The following is a 16,589-nucleotide window of genomic DNA, read 5'->3' as shown; positions in this document are numbered from 1 at the left end:
GAAGGGCCGTGACTCAAAACGGGGGGTCACAAAGCGCCGTCATGAAGGGGATTGGGCAGTTCCGCCCACTGGTCCCCGGCCGCCCGCGGGGACAGGCGCATCAGCGTCAGCGCCTTCGCCGGCACCGGTTCGTCGCGCAGCGCGAGCAGGTCGGGCGTACGCTCCAGATCCCGTACGGCGCTCTCCAGCGCCGTGCGCAGGAGCGGCCCCGAGCCCGCCGCATCCGCCAGCGCCCCCGCGACGAGCGAGCCGAACAGCTTGCGGCGCAGGGTGCGTTCGTCGTCCGTGACCATGCGCGCGGGCAGCTCGGGCGGCCGTACACCGTGCCGGGCCAGCCGCGCCGGGCCGACCCGCAGATCGGCCAGATCCCGGTACACCAGCCGCACCGGGTCCCCGTCCGGCGCCAGCACCACGAGCAGATTCTGGCCGTGCGCCTCCAGCGCCACCCCCAGCTCCAGCAGCCGCAGCCCGACGGTGAGCGCCAGCCGGGCGAACCGGCCCAACCACGCCTCACGGCGGGGGAGTTCCGTTGTCGCGAGCGCCGCAACCGGCACCACCCGCTCCCCGCCGCGTGCGTACTCCTGCGGCGGCTCGCGCAGCACCGCCGCGAGATCGGGCGACCCGGCCGCCACCGCGCCCAGCGTGCGGGTGATGTGCAGCAGCCCGTCCGTCCGTTCCGCCATGGCCGCGCCGAAGTCCGACAGCACGGCGGACGCCGCGACCGACCCGAGCGAGATGTCGCGCACGGAGGAGGTCAGCCGGGCGCTCAGCGCCGTCTTGACGTGCGGGCCGTCCGGCAGCGCGAGGGTGCGCAGCGCCATCAGCGGATGCGCCGCGAGCCGCCGCTCACCCGTCCGCTTCAGCACATGCGCCGCCTGCCAGGGGTGCACCGGGACCAGCACCCGCCCCGCCTCCCGCAGCCACCGCGGCCACACCCCCGCCAGCAGGCACTCCCCGGCCGGAACCGGCACCAGCCCCAGCTCCACGACGGGCCCGTGCTCGGGCCCGTAGGCGAACTGCTCGGCCACCGAGAACCCGGGCCGCGCCCGGCAGTTGGGGTGGAACGGATGCCCGTCCACCACCCGCTGCTCCCACTCCCAGTCCCGTGCCGGCCACGCCGCCGGACGGACCCGCCCCGCCCGGGACAGCGCCAACGACGCGACGCTGTACCCCAGTTCGGCCGCGAAGCCCGCCGCATGCGGTACGGCGAGGTCCGTCATCAGCCGCACCGGATCGTCGTACGCCGTCCCGTCCAGCCGCACCTCGCCGGCATACGCGTCGGTCGCATAGGGATCCGCCCGCGGTCCGGCGAGTCGCCGCCCGTCCGCCAGGCGCAGCGTGAGCACCCCGTCCCCGTCCCCTTGTTCGCGCCGCGCGACCCACGGCAGCGGCTCGTGCGCCAGCCCTCGCCACAGCCGGGTCAGGACGGCCGCGCGGGCACCGGGCAGCTCCCGCGTGTACCCGGGCACGAGGCCGGGCCGTACATCGGCCAGCTCGGCGGCGATCTCGGCCTCGGCGCTGGGGAAACGGTGCACGGGCGGACTCCTCGGGGTACGCACAGGAGGGAACGTACGGGGGACGTATGACGACGTACGAAGACGAACGTACGGAGGGGAACGTACGGGGGGAACGAAACGATGCCAGACATACTGATCGTCTCCGCCGGACAGACCGTAGGGAACCAGAACGCGTGGACCTCATCCCCCCGCCCGCAGACGACGACGCGGCGGCGAGCCGCGCCACCCCCGCCGGGCTCGCCGACGCCTACGCGGCGGTACCACTGCTGAACTGCCTGCTGCGCGAGGTGGCCCGGCCCCTGCCCGGCACGGACCCCCGTGCGGACCCCGGCGGCCACCGCACCTACCGCCTCCCCGGCGTGGGCCGGCTGCTGCGGGTGCGCGGCACCCGTCGTCCCACCGACCCCGAGGTGCGCGCGGCGGGCGCCTGGCACCGCGTCGGCCACGCGGAACTGGTGAAACTCGCCGCCGAGGAGCTGCGCCGGCTCACCGGTTCGTCCAACCACGAACTGCCCGCGGAGATGCTCGACAGCCGGGACGCCGTGGCAGCCCTGCTCGACGCCCGCGCCCGGGCCGCCCCGCCGGACGACGCCTATCTGCGCTCCGAGCAGTCGCTGCTCACCGGCCACACCCACCACCCCGCCCCCAAGGCCCGGGGCGGCGGCCCCGCCGCCGCCTGGCTGCCGTACGCGCCGGAGGCGTACGCCCGCTTCCCGCTGACGCTGCTGGGCGTGCGCGCGGACACGGTGGTGGAGGAGGGCGACACCGCGGCCCTCGACCGCCTGGGCACCGCCCCGCCCGGCTACCGTCTGCTGCCCGCCCATCCCTGGCAGCTGGAGCTCGCCGCCCGCGACCTCGCGCCCGCCTTCGCCGACGGCCGGCTGGTCCGGCTGGGCACGACCGGCTTCCCGGTGTGGCCCACCGCGGCCGTCCGCACCGTGTACGACCCCGGCGGCGACCTGTTCCTGAAGTTCAGCCTGGATGTGCGCATCACCAACGACATCCGCCGGCTGTGGCGCCACGACCTGCTGCGACTGCGCGCGACGGACCGGGCCGTGCGCTCCGCCTTCGCCGCCCACCACGGCCCGGCGCCGGCTCCGGCCTGGCTGAGCGACCGGGGCCACCGCACCGCGGACTTCGCCTTCGAACAGCTGGCCGTCGTCGTCCGCGACGGACTGCGCGGGCATCTGGCGCCCGGCGCCACGTGCTACCTGGCGGCCGCGCTGGCCGAGGGCTTCCCCGGCAACCCGCTCGCCGGCACCGCCCGCCCGGACGCCTGGTGGGAGGCGTACCTGTCCCGCGTGGTGCCCCCGGCCCTGACGGCCTTCGCCGGGCACGGGGTCGTCCTGGAGGCGCACCTGCAGAACACGCTCGTCGCGGTGGACCCCGACGGCATGCCCGTCCAGGCCCTCTTCCGGGACGCCGAGGGCGTGAAACTCCTCCCGGAGGCGGCGGGCGGCCCCTCCGCGCCCACGGTGTCCCGGGAGGCCGGCTGGGAGCGTCTGGTGTACTGCCTGCTCGTCAACCACCTCATGGAGATCGCCGCCGCCCTGGCCGACCACCACCCCGGCCTCGACCCCTGGCCCGCGGTACGCCGCGAACTGGCCCGCCACGACCTCCCGGAAATCCCCGCCCTCCTCACCGCCCCGACCCTGCCGGCCAAGACCAACCTCCTCCTGCGCTGGACCGCGGCGAACGGCGCCGACGCCCGCTATCTCCCCCTGCGCAGCCCGCTGGCGTCCGGAGGGTGAGCTCCGGCCGTGGTCGCCCCGTCACTCCGGCAGGTCACCGCAATTCGGTCTCTCCCTGACATGTCGTATCCCGTACGGCGTCGCCGAAATGCAATGGAGTGGGCTTTGCGAACCACAGGTTCCGCGCCCTTCGGGGAAACAGTTCGAGGCGTCTCGCGGTGCGCGAATCGATCATTACGGGACCGCTGGCCTAAACCTTGCACCGTGCTATAGTTGGGAAGCTGCGGATAGTCGCAAATGCCCGCCTTGAGCAGAAGGGTGCAGGCCGCTGCCCGTCGCTGTTGACGTTCAGTCGAAAAGTACTGCCGAGTAAGAGCCGGCTGCGCTGGAAGTTCCGGTTCCTCGCGGGGCCGGACGGTATACGGGGGTGAATCATGGCAGGCTTTGGCATACCTTGAACCGATCCGACGCTGATCGCGTGTTCTCGCTATCAATTGATGAACTTGACGTTCGAAACCGGAAGGCCGTAGCGCTTTACGCGTGCTGCGGTCGAACGATTTCAACTTGTTCTTTTCAGTTGCACGAGTGTGATCGGGGTGGGGGTCATGTCGGTGAGATCGACAACTACGTACCGGGAGTCGGGCGCAATACCCTGCGACGCGAGTGGACGGTGGTCTCCGGAAGCGCTCGACGAAGAATCCCGGAGAAAAGTGTTATCCGAGATACTCGGGGCTGATGTCGGCCGCGAGCTGGTCGAATTCGCGGCGGGTGTCGGCGGGGATTCCCGCCTGCTGGCCGAATTCGCGCTCGGCCTCGCCGAGGAAGGGCTCGTCGAGCGGCGCGACGGTGTCGTCCGGTGCACCGTACGCCGGGTCCCGCGTCGTGCGCTGACCGCCGTGAGCCGTCAGTTGAGCGGGCTGAGCGCGGCCTGTCAGCAGTTCCTCAAGGTCGCGGCGGTGTTGGGCCGGTCGTTTCTGCTGGAGGACGTGTCCAGGATGCTGGACCGGTCCTCGGCCAGTCTGCTCGCCCCTCTGGACGAGGCTCTGGTCTCCGGATTCCTCGTCGAGGCCGAGCAGCGACTGGCGTTCCAGAGCGATGTTCACTTCCGGGGTGTTTTCGAGTCCATTCCCGCGGCTGCGCGCGGCGCGTTGCAGCGTGAGGCACGAGGCGCCTTCGCGCAGCGCACCCACGAGAACGGCGAGGTGTGCGGCGGGACGGTCAAAGGACCGGCGGAATTATGTCTCGTGGCCTCAGAGGCGGCCGGTGACCAGTGCTCCAGGGCGCACAGCCTGATCATGAACGGCGACGCAGTCGCCGGCGTACGCGCCGCGGAAAGCGTTCTGGCCGATCCTGGAATCCCGCACGCGGTGCGGGCCGATGCCGAGGCGTCAGTGATTCTGGGTTGTTTTCTCCTTGGGCAGGAAAAGGCCGTCACGCTCTCCGAGGAAATTCTTCGAGAGCGCGGTACCCGACCGGGTGACGTCGCCGCGTTGATGGCACTTTCCACTCTTTCGAATATACGCTGGCGAGCCGGGGCATTATCCGAGGGGCTCAGTCTCGGACGTACCGCCGTACGGTACAGCGATGGGATCGATCCCGTGTGGAGACTCCACTTGCAGCTCGCGCTGGCCGGAAAGTTCGCCAACCTCCGGGAGTTCGACAAGGCCGAATCGCTGCTCGATGCCGCGGAGGCCGGTCTGCGGAACATGGCCTCACCGGTCTGGACGGCCGCACCCGCGGCCCAGCGGGCTCGCGTGTACCTCCAGGCCAAGCGTCTGGGCGATGCGCGCCAGCAGGCGGAAGCGGCGACCGTCGCGTGGGAGCGGGAAGCCGTTCCCATGCTCCGGCCGCTGGCGTCCTCCGTGCTCGGTACCGTCTCCCTGTACCTGGGGGACCTGCCCGTCGCCATCGAGCACGTGGAGCGGATGCACGCCGACCTGGCGAGCTGTCATGCCGTGCTGCTGTCCGCCCAGTACGCCTGGACTGACATCCTTGTCACGGCCAAGAAGGACGGGCCCCGGGCGGCCGTCGAACTGCTGTCAAGCACATATGGTCATCTGCCGACGCAGAGATCCCTCTACATCGAGGATCCGAGCGCCGCCGCGTTCCTCGTCCGGCTGGCACGCGATGTCGGTGACGGCGACCTCGAACGCAGCGTCCTCGACACCGTGGACGGCCTCGCGGGCGACAATCCGGGTTTCTCGATCACCGGTCTCACGGCCATGCACGCCAATGCGCTGGCCGACGGGGACACGGCTGCCCTGGCACGCATCATCGTGGAGTCCCCGGATCCCGTTTCCGTCGCCCTGGCGACCGAGGAACTCGCCAAGCTGTACGCGGCCCAGGCCCCGGCGCGGTGGCGGAAGGCGGTTTCCTCGCCGTCCGAGGACACCTCGTCGATCCAGAAATTCACCTGCTGGTCGCGCCTTTCGGAGATGGAGCAGCGCATCTCCTATCTGGTGAGCGTCGGACTGACGAACCGCCAGATCGCCAGGCGGGTGCATCTGTCCGCCCACACGGTGAACTACCACCTGCGGAAGATCTACCGGAAACTGGGGATCAACACCCGCGTCGAGCTGGCCCGCCAGGCGGCTACCTATTCGAGTGGGGCCGCCGTCTACTCGATGGACGGTGAGGAGAACGACGCCTGATCCCGTGATGTCATGCCCATTGCTGCTCATGGGGATGACGGTGCCCGGCCGGCGCCGGGCCGCGGACGGATTCAGCTCGTGGATCCGGACCGCGCGGCGCCGGCCGGCACCGGGGCCTCATGGGCGAAGAAGTGCCGGGTCAGCTCGACGCGGCTGTTGATGTCGAGCTTCGAGAACACCCGCCGCAGATGACTGTCGACGGTGTGGGGCGACAGGAACAGCACGCTCGCCGCCTCACGGTTGGTCCTGCCGTCGACGATCGCCCGTACCACGCGCAACTCCGCGCTCGTGAGGCTCTCCCAGCCCGATTTGGGCCGGCCGGCGCCGAGCCGGCGCACATGATGCACGCCCAGACGGCGCAGCTTCTTCTGCGCGCGTGCCGTGTCACGCGTCGCGCCGCAGTCCAGATAGAGGTCCAGGGCGGACTCGAGGAGCTGGACCGCCCGGCTTCCGTCCCCGGTGCCCCGCTCCACCCGCGCCGCGTCCTCCAGCGCGTTGCCCGCCGCGAGCGGACGTCCGGCGAGCCGGTGGAGCTCCGCGGCGCGGTGCAGTGCGGTCGCGTCGTCGCGCAGGACACCCTCCGCGTGCTCGGCCCCGCCGCGCAGCGACCGCACCCCCGGATTGCGCTCGGCGATGTGCCGGGCGAACGCGGCCGCCTGCTCGGCCTCCGCGCCGAGTCCCGCCTGACGGGCCTGGCGGACGAGTGTCGCGGCGGCGGTGTGGGCCTCGGCGAAGAGCAACGGGTCGGGCGACGTCCGTACCTCGGCGTCGATCAGCGTGCGCACCATCATCGCCGGGCGCCCGCTGGCGGCGTGGAACTGTGCGAGCGCCCAGTCCAGGCGGGTCCGGTCGGCTGCCGGAACCCGGGGCACCATGTGCTCGACCCTGCGCAGCTGTTCGCTGGCGGTGGCCAGGTCGTCGCACTGCGTACTGATGCGGGCCAGGACCAGACGTGCGGGCACCGCGTGCGCGGACGACGACCGCTCCGCCAGCCGCAGTGAGCTCTCGGCCTCGGCGCGCGCCTCCTCGAGCCGGCCCGCCGCCGCCATCAGTTCGGCCCGGTGACCGTGCCACAGTGACGCCGACCAGTCCTCGCCGAACCTGTCCGTCTCCTCACCGAGGGCGGTGAGGACGGCCTCCGCCTCGTCGAAGTGGTCGACCGCGACGAGGGCCCGGACCAGCCAGGTCCACAACGGGCCGTCCGCAGGGGCCCGCCGAGGTCTGTCCAGGGCCGCCCGGTCCTGCCCTCCGTGGTCCGGCCGGCACGCGTCCCGCGCTGCGGAGGCCCGGTCCGGCACGACGGCGGACAGGCCATGTCCGTCGGCGCCGCGCAGACCCCGCGCCAGCTCCAGCACGCGCCGCGACTCCGCCACCGCGCCGGGCCCGGGACGTACGGCGATGTCCAGGAGCCGGCAGGCCTCGGCAGCCCTGCCCACCGCGGCGAGCAGGCGCAGTGCGCGCGCCAGTGCTCCCGGTGCGTCGTCGCCGTGACACGCCAGTGCCACGACGGCCCGGACCGCCATGGCCGCGTCCCCGTCCTCCGCCGGCGACGGCCGCTCCGGCACGGCGGGCGGACCGGCCGGCGGACCGGGGCGGACGTCCCGGGCGGGCGTCACGGCGGGACCGGACCCGGCGGACTCGTCCCCCGGGGACGCCCCGAGCCGGAGCGCCTCTGCGATCACCTCATGGGTGAACGCGAGTTCGTCGCCCTCCCTGCGCAGCAGGCCCGCCTGCACCGCCTCCGTGGCGGCGGCGGACAGTGCTGTGGCCGGCTCGCCCAGCAGGCCCGCCATGTGCCCGACCGTGAACGGGCGGCCGGACCGCCCACCGTGCTCCAGGAGCCCCCGGACCACCGGCGGCATGCCGGCCAGCAGTCTGTCGACCGCCGTACGGACGCCCACGGGCACGCGCTCGGTCAGCACCGAGGCCGTACCGTCCAGGACGACGACCTGTCCGGCCTTCATGAGCGCACGCAGGACGTTCTTCAGCAGCCACGGGTTGCCCCGGCAGCGGTCCGCCCAGCGGAGCACCGACGCATCGGGCTTGGCGCCGAGGACGCCGGTGCACAGCTCGACCACCGCCTCGTCGTCCAGCGTCCCCACATGGAGCCGGACAGCGCAGTGGCCGACCAGCCAGTCGAAGGCGTGCTGGGCGAGCGCCGACGCGGGCACCGGCCGGCGGGCCAGCAGCCAGAGCACCGGGGACGAGGCGAGAGAGCGGACGAGTTCGCGCAGGGCCAGTGCGCTGACGTCGTCGATACGGTGGGCGTCGTCGAGCACGATCACCAGCGGGTGCCTGCGCGCCGCGTCCTCGACCAGCTCACCGATCCGGTCCATGAGCCAGAAGGGATTGCCGTCCGGACGCGCCAGTTCGTCGAGCCCGTCCGCGCCGGGCAGGGCCCGCCGCAAGAAGTTGATCAGCAGGTGCACGGGGGTGGCCGGCTCGTCGGCGCCGCCCGAGCGTCCCACGACCGCCGTCAGACCGCGCTCGGCCGCCTCCATGGCCGCGGCCTGCAACAACTGGGTCTTGCCCACCCCGAAGGGGCCTTCCACGACGACGCAGTTCCCGGATCCCCGCGCCGTGGCGTCCAAGTGGGAGCCCAGGACCGACAGGATCCGCTCACGCCCCGCCAATGGATTCATGATTCCCCCCGTGTTGCTCTGCAGAGCCGTCCCAGCAGCTTTCCGTCAGGCGCAACGCGGTGTGCAACTGTCCGGAGCGGCCGGTTGCACACCTGTCGTCCACCCGTGATCGAGTCGAGCGATCAGCGTGGCCGCTTCAGTTATACGGGACGGCCCCAGCGTTCGGGGAATACCCGGCCGCATTCGCACTACTCGCCCGGGTAGTGGGCAGCACAGACGTTTCGTCATTACGGTTCGTGTCGTTGCGATTCGCCGGAGATCAGGTCAGCGACATTGGCGAACCATTTCCTAGGTTTCCTTGTTTCGTGCGGGCGAATTCACGGAAATCCCAGCCGTTTGATGACGAGATTGACCGACGCCTCGACCGGGAGATGAAAGCATGACCGTGAGTTATCTCGGAACAGCCGTGGAGCCGGCCGCCATTGATGCCGCGATCAGTGACTTCTTCGCGGAACGCAGGGCCGAGGCCGCTTCGCTCGGCGAGGACTTCGCGGCGACGGTGGGGGAGTTGGAGGACTACGTCCTGCGCGGCGGCAAGCGCATCCGCCCGACGTTCGCCTGGCTGGGCTGGATCGGTGCCGGCGGCGACCCCGACGACCCGGTCGCCCCGGCCGTGCTGCGCGCCTGCGCGGGGTTCGAGCTGCTGCACGCGTCGGGACTGATCCACGACGACATCATCGACGCCTCCCAGACCCGTCGCGGCCATCCCGCCGCCCATGTGGTCTTCGCCGAGCGGCACCGGATGCGGCGCTTCTCCGGAGACCCCGGCCTGTTCGGCGCGGGCGCCGCCATCCTCGTCGGGGACCTGGCCCTGGTGTGGTCCGACGTCATGGTGCGCGCCTCCGGGCTGCCGGCGGACGCGCAGACCCGGCTCGCACCGGTGTGGTCCGCGGTGCGGTACGAGGTGATGTACGGCCAGCTGCTCGACCTGATCAGCCAGGCGAGCCAGGAGGAGGACGTCGACGCGGCGCTTCTGGTCGACCGGTACAAGACGGCCTCGTACACGGTGGAACGGCCCCTGCAGTTCGGCGCCGCGATCGCCGGCGCGGACGCCCGACTGGTCGCCGCCTACCGGGCGTTCGGCGCCGACATCGGCATCGCCTTCCAGCTGCGGGACGACCTGCTGGGCGTGTTCGGCGATCCGGCGGTGACGGGCAAGCCGTCGGGCGACGACCTGCGCGAGGGCAAGCGCACGGTGCTGCTCGCGACGGCGCTGAAGCGCGCGGACGCACGCGACCCGAGTGCGGCGGCGTTCCTCAGGGCGAAGATCGGGACGGACCTCACCGAAGGCGACCTCGCGCGGGTGCGTGCCGTCCTCACCGACGTCGGCGCCGTGCGGCACATCGAACGGGAGATCCAGCGCCGCGCCGACCAGGCCATCGCGGTGCTGGAGGCGAGCAGCGCCGCCGGTCTCGCCAAACAACAGCTCGCCGCCATGGCGACCAAGGTGACGCAGCGGGTCCGCTGATGGCGGCGACACCCCAGCGCACCGCCGGCGACCGGACGGTCCCCGGGGACGGGCCGGGCCCCGGGGACCGGCGCTCCGGCGTCGGACGTGCCCACGGCAAGGCGATCCTGCTCGGCGAGCACGCCGTCGTGTACGGCGCTCCGGCGCTGGCCGTCCCGGTGCCCCAGCTGCCGGTCGTCGCGAGCGCGACGCCCCGCCCCGGCAACGGCGGCGCCGACCAGGTGACCTTCGAACTGTCCGGTCCCGGGTCCACGTCGCGGATAGCGTCGTCGTCGAGCGGACTGCTGCGCCTGGTCGCGGAGTTCAGGGACTGGGCCGGCATCGCGGACGGCCCGCGTGCGCATGTGCTCATCGACTGCTCGATCCCGCAGGGGCGCGGGCTCGGCTCCAGCGCCGCCTGTGCCCGGGCGGCGGTGCTGGCACTCGCGGACCTCCTCGGCCGCCGCCTCGACGCCAGGGCGACGTTCGATCTCGTACAGGCCTCCGAGAAGGTGACGCACGGCAGGGCGAGCGGCATCGACGCCGTCGCCACCGGCGCGGCCTCCCCCCTGCTGTTCCGCTCCGGCACCGCACGGGAGCTGCCCCTGCCGACACCGGGTGACGGCTCGCCGCCTGCCGGGGAGCGCGCCGAGGAAGGGGCCGGGGCGCGCGCCGCCGCCGACGCGTCCTCCGCCCCGGGCGCACGGTTCGTCATCGCGGACAGCGGAGTGAGCGGCGGCACCTGGGAAGCGGTGGAGCTGCTGCGGCGCAGGTTCGAGCGCGAACCGCGGATCAGGGAAGCGTTCGTCGGCCAGGTGTCGGACCTGACGAACGAGGCCGTGCACGACCTCGCGCACGGCAGGTGGAGCGACTTCGGCAGGCGGATGACCGAGAACCACCGGCTGCTGCGCGAGCTCGGGATCAGCACGGAGCGGATCGACGCCCTGGTCGGGGCCGCGCTCGGCGCGGGCAGCCTGGGCGCCAAGCTCAGCGGCGGCGGCCTGGGGGGCTGCATGATCGCGCTCGCCGGCGGACCCGCCCGGGCGGCGGCCGTGGTGAGCGCCCTGCGGGACGCGGGCGCCGTCCGGACCTGGATCGTGCCGGCAGGAAGGTATGCGCACCATGCGGACTGACCATCGGGCGGAGCCGGCCGCGCCGGCCGCCGACGCCCCGGGCCACGGCGCGACGGCCGTGGCCCACCCGAACATCGCGCTGATCAAGTACTGGGGAAAACGCGACGAGCGGCTCATGATCCCCTACGCCGACAGCCTGTCGATGACCCTGGACATCTTCCCGACGACCACCACCGTCCGGCCCGACCCCGGGGCGGCGGCCGACACCGTCACGCTCGACGGCCGGCCCGCGGAGGGCGAGGTGCGCCGGCGCGTCGTCGGCTTTCTCGACCTGCTCCGGAAGAGGTCGGGACGCTCCGAGCCGGCTGTCGTCGACACCCGCAACTCCGTCCCCACCGGGGCCGGACTGGCGTCCTCGGCGAGCGGCTTCGCGGCCCTGGCCCTGGCCGGTGCGGCCGCCTACGGGCTCGACCTCGACCGGACCGTGCTGTCCAGGCTGGCCCGCCGGGGTTCCGCGTCGGCCTCCCGGTCCATGTTCGGCGGCTTCGCGGTCTGTCATGCCGGCCGGGGCATCGGTACGGCGGCGGACTTCGGCTCCTACGCGGAGCCGGTGAAGGACGCGGACCTCGACCCCGCACTGGTGATCGCGGTGGTCGACGCGGGAGCCAAGGCCGTCTCCAGCCGGGACGCCATGCGGCGGACCGTCGAGACCTCGCCCCTCTACCGCGCCTGGGCGGCGTCCTGCACGGCGGATCTCGCCGAGATGCGGGCGGCGCTGCGGCGGGGTGATCTCCGTGCGGTCGGGGAGACCGCCGAGCGCAACGCCCTCGGCATGCACGCGACGATGCTGGCGGCGCGACCCGCCGTGCGCTACTTCTCCCCGGCCACCCTGGGCGTGCTCGACGCAGTGCTGCGGCTGCGTGCGGACGGCGTGCCGGCCTACGCGACGATGGACGCCGGCCCCAACGTCAAGGTCCTGTGCCGGCCCGCCGACGCCGACCGGGTGGCCGAAGCGGTGCGCCACGCCGCCCCCGGCTGCTCGGTGTTCACCGCGCGGCGCGGGCCGGGCGCCCGGCTGACCACGGAGGCCGGGCGGTGACCGGGGCGGTCACCCGGCACGCCCCGGGCAAGCTGTTCGTGGTCGGCGAGTACGCCGTGCTGGAGCCGGGCCACCCGGCGGTCCTGGTGGCGGTCGACCGCCATGTCGGCGTCACCGTGTCAGCGGCCGACGGGCCCGAGGCCGTGATCGAGTCGGACCTCTTCCCACGAGGGGCGCGCCTGCGGCGCGGTGCCGACGGACTCACCCGGTCCGGCGCCGCCGACGGCACCCGCACCGACGCCGGGCCGCGGACCCCGGAGCGGCTCGGCCACGTGGTTGCGGCGATCGACGTGGTCGACGGACTGCTGGCCGAGCGCGGACGGCGCCCGCCGCCGGTACGGGTCGCGATCACGAGCGGCCTGCACCGCGACGGCACCAAGTTCGGGCTGGGGTCGAGCGGCGCGGTGACGGTCGCCACGGTGTCCGCCGTGGCCGCGTACCACGGCCTGGAACTCTCACCCGATGCTCGGTTCAGGCTCGCGCTGCTGGCCACGGCGCGGCACGACCCGCGCTCCTCCGGCGGCGATCTCGCCGCGAGCGTGTGGGGCGGCTGGATCGCCTACCGGGCACCCGACCGGGCGGCCGTGCTCGCCCTCGCCCGGCGCGGGGGCCTCGAACACGCCCTCAAGGAGCCGTGGCCCGGCTTCTCGGTACGCCGGCTGCCACCGCCCCGGGACCTCGCGCTGGAGGTGGGCTGGACGGGAGAACCGGCCGCCACCGCCTCGCTGACGGGCCGCCTGGAGTCGGGGGAGTGGCGGGGCAGCGCGCTGCAGCGGGACTTCGTCCGCCGCAGCGACGCCGGCGCCGAGGCCGTGATCCGCGCCCTCGAGCGGGGGGACGACGACGAACTGCTGCACCGGATCCGCAGCGCGCGCCGGATGCTCGCCGATCTCGACGGCGCCGTCCGCCTCGGCATCTTCACCCCGGTGCTGACGGCCCTGTGCGACGTCGCCGAGGCCGTCGGCGGCGCCGCGAAGCCCTCGGGTGCCGGCGGCGGCGACTGCGGCATCGCGTTCCTGGAGGCCGCCGAGGCGTCACGGGTGTCGCGGCTGCGGGAGCGGTGGGAAGCCGCGGGCGTGCTCCCGCTGCCGATTCGGATCCAGCCGACGAAAGGGAGCCCAGCATGATCGCTGAGCGCAAGGACGCGCACGTGCGGTTCGCCACCGAGCAGCATCGCCGGCGCAGCGGGCACAACCAGTTCGACGACGTGTCCTTCGTGCACCACGCGCTGGCCGGCGTCGACCGCTCCGACGTCTCGACGGTCACCCGCTTCGGCGGCATGGAGTGGCAGGTGCCGCTGTACATCAACGCGATGACCGGCGGCAGCCCCAAGACCGGTGAGATCAACCGCGATCTGGCGATCGCTGCCCGCGAGACCGGGGTCGCCATCGCGACCGGATCCATGAGTCCGTACTTCGCCGACGCGTCGGTGGCGGAGACCTTCAGCGTGATGCGCAAGGAGAACCCCGGCGGTTTCGTCCTGGCGAACATCAACGCCAACGCCACCGTCGACAAGGCGCGCCGGGCCGTGGACCTGCTGCGGGCCGACGCCCTCCAGATCCACGTCAACGTGATCCAGGAGACGGTGATGCCGGAGGGGGACCGCTCGTTCGCCGCCTGGGGCCCGCGGATCGAGGAGATCGCGGCGGCCGTCGACGTTCCCCTGATCGTGAAGGAGGTCGGCTTCGGCCTCAGCCGCGAAACCCTGCTGAGGCTCCAGGAGATGGGCGTGCGGGTGGCCGATGTCTCCGGCAGCGGCGGCACGGACTTCGCGCGGATCGAGAACGACCGGCGCGACCGGCCCGACTACGCCTACCTCAACGGCTGGGGACAGTCCACGCCGGCCTGCCTCCTCGACGCCCAGGGCGTCGGTCTTCCGGTGCTCGCCTCCGGCGGTGTCCGTCATCCGCTCGACGTGGCGCGCGCCCTGGCGCTCGGCGCCTCCGCCGTCGGTGCCTCCGGCCTGTTCCTCAAGACCGTGCTCGACGGCGGCCCCCCGGCCCTGATCTCGCTGCTGACCTCGTGGATCGACCAGCTCACGGCCCTCATGACGGCGCTGGGCGCGCCCACCCCCGCCGACCTCGCGCACTGCGACGTGCTGGTCCACGGCGACCTGCGCACGTTCTGCGCCGACCGGGGGATCGAGACCCGGTGGCTGGCCACCCGCTCCCGGTCCTACCGCACCAACTCCTCCAGCACGCACCACGAGACGATCGGAGGTACCCGATGACCGAACCCCATGCGGTCGCCGGCGTTCCCATGAAATGGGTGGGTCCCCTGCGCATATCGGGGAACGTCGCCGAGCTCGAGACCCACGTGCCGCTCGCCACCTACGAGTCACCGCTGTGGCCCTCCGTCGGGCGCGGCGCCCGGCTGTCCACGATGGTCGACCAGGGCATCGTCGCCACCCTGGTCGACGAGCGGATGACGCGCTCGGTCCTCGTACGGGCCGAGGACGCGCAGACCGCCCACATGGCCGCCCTGGAGGTCGACGCGCGCCTGGACGAACTCCGTGACGTCGTGCGCACCTGCGGCCGGTTCGTCGAACTCATCGGATTCCACCACGAGATCGCGGCCAACCTGCTGTTCCTCCGGTTCGAGTTCAGCACGGGGGACGCCTCCGGGCACAACATGGCGACGCTGGCCGCCGACGCGCTCCTCGGCCACATCCTGCAGGCCATTCCCGGGATCAGCTACGGCTCCATCTCGGGCAACTACTGCACCGACAAGAAGGCGACCGCGGTCAACGGCATCCTCGGCCGGGGCAAGCGGGTCGTCGCCGAACTCACGCTGCCCCGGGACGTCGTGCGCAAGTCGCTGCGCACCACGGCCGCCGCGATGGCCGAACTGAACGTCGGCAAGAACATGATCGGCACCCTGCTGGCCGGCGGCATCCGCTCGGCCAACGCCCACTACGCGAACATGCTGCTCGGCTTCTACCTGGCGACGGGACAGGACGCGGCGAACATCGTGGAGGGCTCCCAGGGCGTCACCGTGGCCGAGGACCGGGACGGCGACCTGTACTTCTCCTGCACCCTGCCGAACCTGATCGTGGGCACCGTCGGCAACGGCAAGGGCCTCGACTTCGTCGAGGAGAACCTGGAGCGGCTCGGCTGCCGCGAGGCGCGCGAACCCGGCGACAACGCGCGCCGCCTCGCGGTCGTCGCGGCCGCGACGGTGCTGTGCGGCGAACTCTCCCTGATGGCGGCCCAGACGAACCCCGGTGAGCTGATGCGGGCGCACGTCCGGCTGGAACGCAGGAACGCCGCGTCGAAGATCGGAGGCAAGTGATGCCCGGGGACCTCACCACAGGAATCCACGACCTCTCGGTCGCCACGGGGCAGTACGTCCTGACGCACGAGACCCTGGCCGCCCACAACGGGACGGGCGTCGCCAAGTACCACCGGGGCATCGGCCAGCGCGCGATGAGCGTGCCGGCCGCGGACGAGGACATCGTGACGATGGCCGCCGACGCCGCCGCCCCCATCGTGGCCCGGCACGGCTCCGACCGGATCCGGACCGTGGTCTTCGCGACCGAGACCTCCGTCGACCAGTCGAAGGCGGCGGGGATCTACGTCCACTCGCTGCTGGGACTGCCCTCCGCCACCCGGGTCGTGGAGCTCAAGCAGGCCTGCTACAGCGGCACGGCGGCCCTGCAGTTCGCGATGGGGCTGGTGCGCCGGGACCCGTCGGAGCAGGTCCTCGTGATCGCGGCCGACGTCTCCCGGTACGAGCTGGGCAGCCCCGGCGAGGCCACGCAGGGCGCGGCTGCGGTGGCCATGCTGATCGGCGCGGATCCGGCTCTGGTGCGCATCGAGGACGGGTCCGGCATGTTCACCGCCGACATCATGGACTTCTGGCGGCCGAACTATCTCAGCACCGCCCTGGTCGACGGCCGGAAATCCATCTCCGCCTATCTGCAGTCGGTCGAAGGCGCCTGGAAGGACTACACCGAGCGCGGCGGCCGCAAGCTCGACGAGTTCCACGCCTTCTGCTACCACCAGCCGTTCACCAAGATGGCCCACAAGGCGCACCGGCATCTGCTCCAGCTGAACGGCCACCCCGCCGACGAGGACGAGATCACCCGCGCCACCGGGCTCACCACGGCCTACAACGTCGAGATCGGCAACAGCTACACCGCGTCGATGTACGTCGGACTGGCCTCGCTGCTCGACCACGCCGACGACCTGACAGGTGAGGCCATCGGCTTCCTGAGCTACGGGTCCGGCAGCGTCGCGGAGTTCTTCGCCGGCACCGTCGTCCCGGGCTACCGCGCGCATCTGCGCACCGGGGCGCACCGCGAGGCCATCGGCCGCCGGGAGCGGATCGACTACCCCAGGTACCGCGAACTCCACGAGCGGTCCTTCCCCGCCGACGGCGGAGACCACCCCGTGCCGGAGGAGACGACCGGGCCCTACCGGCTCGTCGGGCTCTTCGGTCACCAGCGCGTCTACGCCGCGCGGTAGGGC

11 protein-coding genes are annotated in these 16,589 nt (G+C 72.6%); 9 read left to right on the top strand and 2 right to left on the bottom strand.

The window, feature by feature from the left end:
• Positions 1 to 26 precede the first annotated feature (26 nt).
• The gene (locus AC5L3C_RS06850; RefSeq protein ID WP_493647630.1) at positions 27 to 1,535 is read right to left on the bottom strand and encodes an IucA/IucC family protein; all 1,509 of its coding nucleotides are present in this window, start codon (positions 1,533 to 1,535) and stop codon (positions 27 to 29) included.
• Between the two features lie 155 nt (positions 1,536 to 1,690).
• Between AC5L3C_RS06850 and AC5L3C_RS06845 the strand changes: the two genes are divergently transcribed.
• Positions 1,691 to 3,268, top strand: coding sequence for an IucA/IucC family protein (locus AC5L3C_RS06845; protein WP_493647628.1), 1,578 nt, complete (start codon positions 1,691 to 1,693; stop codon positions 3,266 to 3,268).
• A 650-nt stretch (positions 3,269 to 3,918) separates the two neighbouring features.
• A complete protein-coding gene (locus AC5L3C_RS06840; protein WP_493647626.1) occupies positions 3,919 to 5,859 on the top strand; it encodes a LuxR C-terminal-related transcriptional regulator in 1,941 nt (646 codons plus the stop codon).
• 71 nt (positions 5,860 to 5,930) lie between these two features.
• Here the strand turns inward: AC5L3C_RS06840 and AC5L3C_RS06835 are convergent, their stop codons facing one another.
• The gene (locus AC5L3C_RS06835) at positions 5,931 to 8,501 is read right to left on the bottom strand and encodes an AAA family ATPase (protein WP_493647624.1); all 2,571 of its coding nucleotides are present in this window, start codon (positions 8,499 to 8,501) and stop codon (positions 5,931 to 5,933) included.
• Positions 8,502 to 8,880: 379 nt separating this feature from the next.
• Between AC5L3C_RS06835 and AC5L3C_RS06830 the strand changes: the two genes are divergently transcribed.
• Genes AC5L3C_RS06830 through AC5L3C_RS06800 form a run of 7 tightly spaced genes read left to right on the top strand, consistent with a single transcriptional unit; the run spans position 8,881 to position 16,586 of the window.
• The gene (locus tag AC5L3C_RS06830; protein WP_240661121.1) at positions 8,881 to 9,969 is read left to right on the top strand and encodes a polyprenyl synthetase family protein; all 1,089 of its coding nucleotides are present in this window, start codon (positions 8,881 to 8,883) and stop codon (positions 9,967 to 9,969) included.
• The gene (gene mvk / locus AC5L3C_RS06825) at positions 9,969 to 11,081 is read left to right on the top strand and encodes a mevalonate kinase (protein ID WP_493647622.1); all 1,113 of its coding nucleotides are present in this window, start codon (positions 9,969 to 9,971) and stop codon (positions 11,079 to 11,081) included. The genes AC5L3C_RS06830 and mvk overlap by 1 nt, the downstream gene beginning before the upstream one ends.
• Positions 11,071 to 12,120 carry a diphosphomevalonate decarboxylase gene (mvaD, locus tag AC5L3C_RS06820; protein ID WP_493647620.1) on the top strand — a complete coding sequence of 350 codons (1,050 nt, stop codon included), beginning with the start codon at positions 11,071 to 11,073 and terminating at the stop codon, positions 12,118 to 12,120. Before mvk ends, mvaD begins: the two co-directional genes overlap by 11 nt.
• On the top strand, positions 12,117 to 13,247 hold the full coding sequence (locus tag AC5L3C_RS06815; RefSeq protein WP_493647619.1) for a phosphomevalonate kinase: 1,131 nt from the start codon (positions 12,117 to 12,119) through the stop codon (positions 13,245 to 13,247). The genes mvaD and AC5L3C_RS06815 overlap by 4 nt, the downstream gene beginning before the upstream one ends.
• On the top strand, positions 13,244 to 14,350 hold the full coding sequence (gene fni / locus AC5L3C_RS06810) for a type 2 isopentenyl-diphosphate Delta-isomerase (protein WP_493647617.1): 1,107 nt from the start codon (positions 13,244 to 13,246) through the stop codon (positions 14,348 to 14,350). The genes AC5L3C_RS06815 and fni overlap by 4 nt, the downstream gene beginning before the upstream one ends.
• Positions 14,347 to 15,411 (top strand): hydroxymethylglutaryl-coenzyme A reductase family protein, encoded by a 1,065-nt coding sequence (locus AC5L3C_RS06805; protein ID WP_125503299.1) that lies wholly within the window; start codon positions 14,347 to 14,349, stop codon positions 15,409 to 15,411. Before fni ends, AC5L3C_RS06805 begins: the two co-directional genes overlap by 4 nt.
• Positions 15,411 to 16,586 carry a hydroxymethylglutaryl-CoA synthase gene (locus tag AC5L3C_RS06800; protein WP_125503297.1) on the top strand — a complete coding sequence of 392 codons (1,176 nt, stop codon included), beginning with the start codon at positions 15,411 to 15,413 and terminating at the stop codon, positions 16,584 to 16,586. The genes AC5L3C_RS06805 and AC5L3C_RS06800 overlap by 1 nt, the downstream gene beginning before the upstream one ends.
• Positions 16,587 to 16,589: the final 3 nt, after the last annotated feature.

This window comes from Streptomyces speibonae, from assembly GCF_984686075.1.
This window is presented reverse-complemented; position numbering and strand designations above follow the sequence as displayed.

Excerpts from the sequence above, each read along its gene's own strand:
- AC5L3C_RS06800 (WP_125503297.1), top strand. The coding sequence starts at position 15,411 with ATGCCCGGGGACCTCACCACAGGAATCCACGACCTCTCGGTCGCCACG.
- mvaD (WP_493647620.1), top strand. The coding sequence starts at position 11,071 with ATGCGGACTGACCATCGGGCGGAGCCGGCCGCGCCGGCCGCCGACGCC.
- AC5L3C_RS06805 (WP_125503299.1), top strand. The coding sequence starts at position 14,347 with ATGACCGAACCCCATGCGGTCGCCGGCGTTCCCATGAAATGGGTGGGT.
- mvk (WP_493647622.1), top strand. The coding sequence starts at position 9,969 with ATGGCGGCGACACCCCAGCGCACCGCCGGCGACCGGACGGTCCCCGGG.
- AC5L3C_RS06835 (WP_493647624.1), bottom strand. The coding sequence starts at position 8,501 with ATGAATCCATTGGCGGGGCGTGAGCGGATCCTGTCGGTCCTGGGCTCC.
- fni (WP_493647617.1), top strand. The coding sequence starts at position 13,244 with ATGATCGCTGAGCGCAAGGACGCGCACGTGCGGTTCGCCACCGAGCAG.
- AC5L3C_RS06830 (WP_240661121.1), top strand. The coding sequence starts at position 8,881 with ATGACCGTGAGTTATCTCGGAACAGCCGTGGAGCCGGCCGCCATTGAT.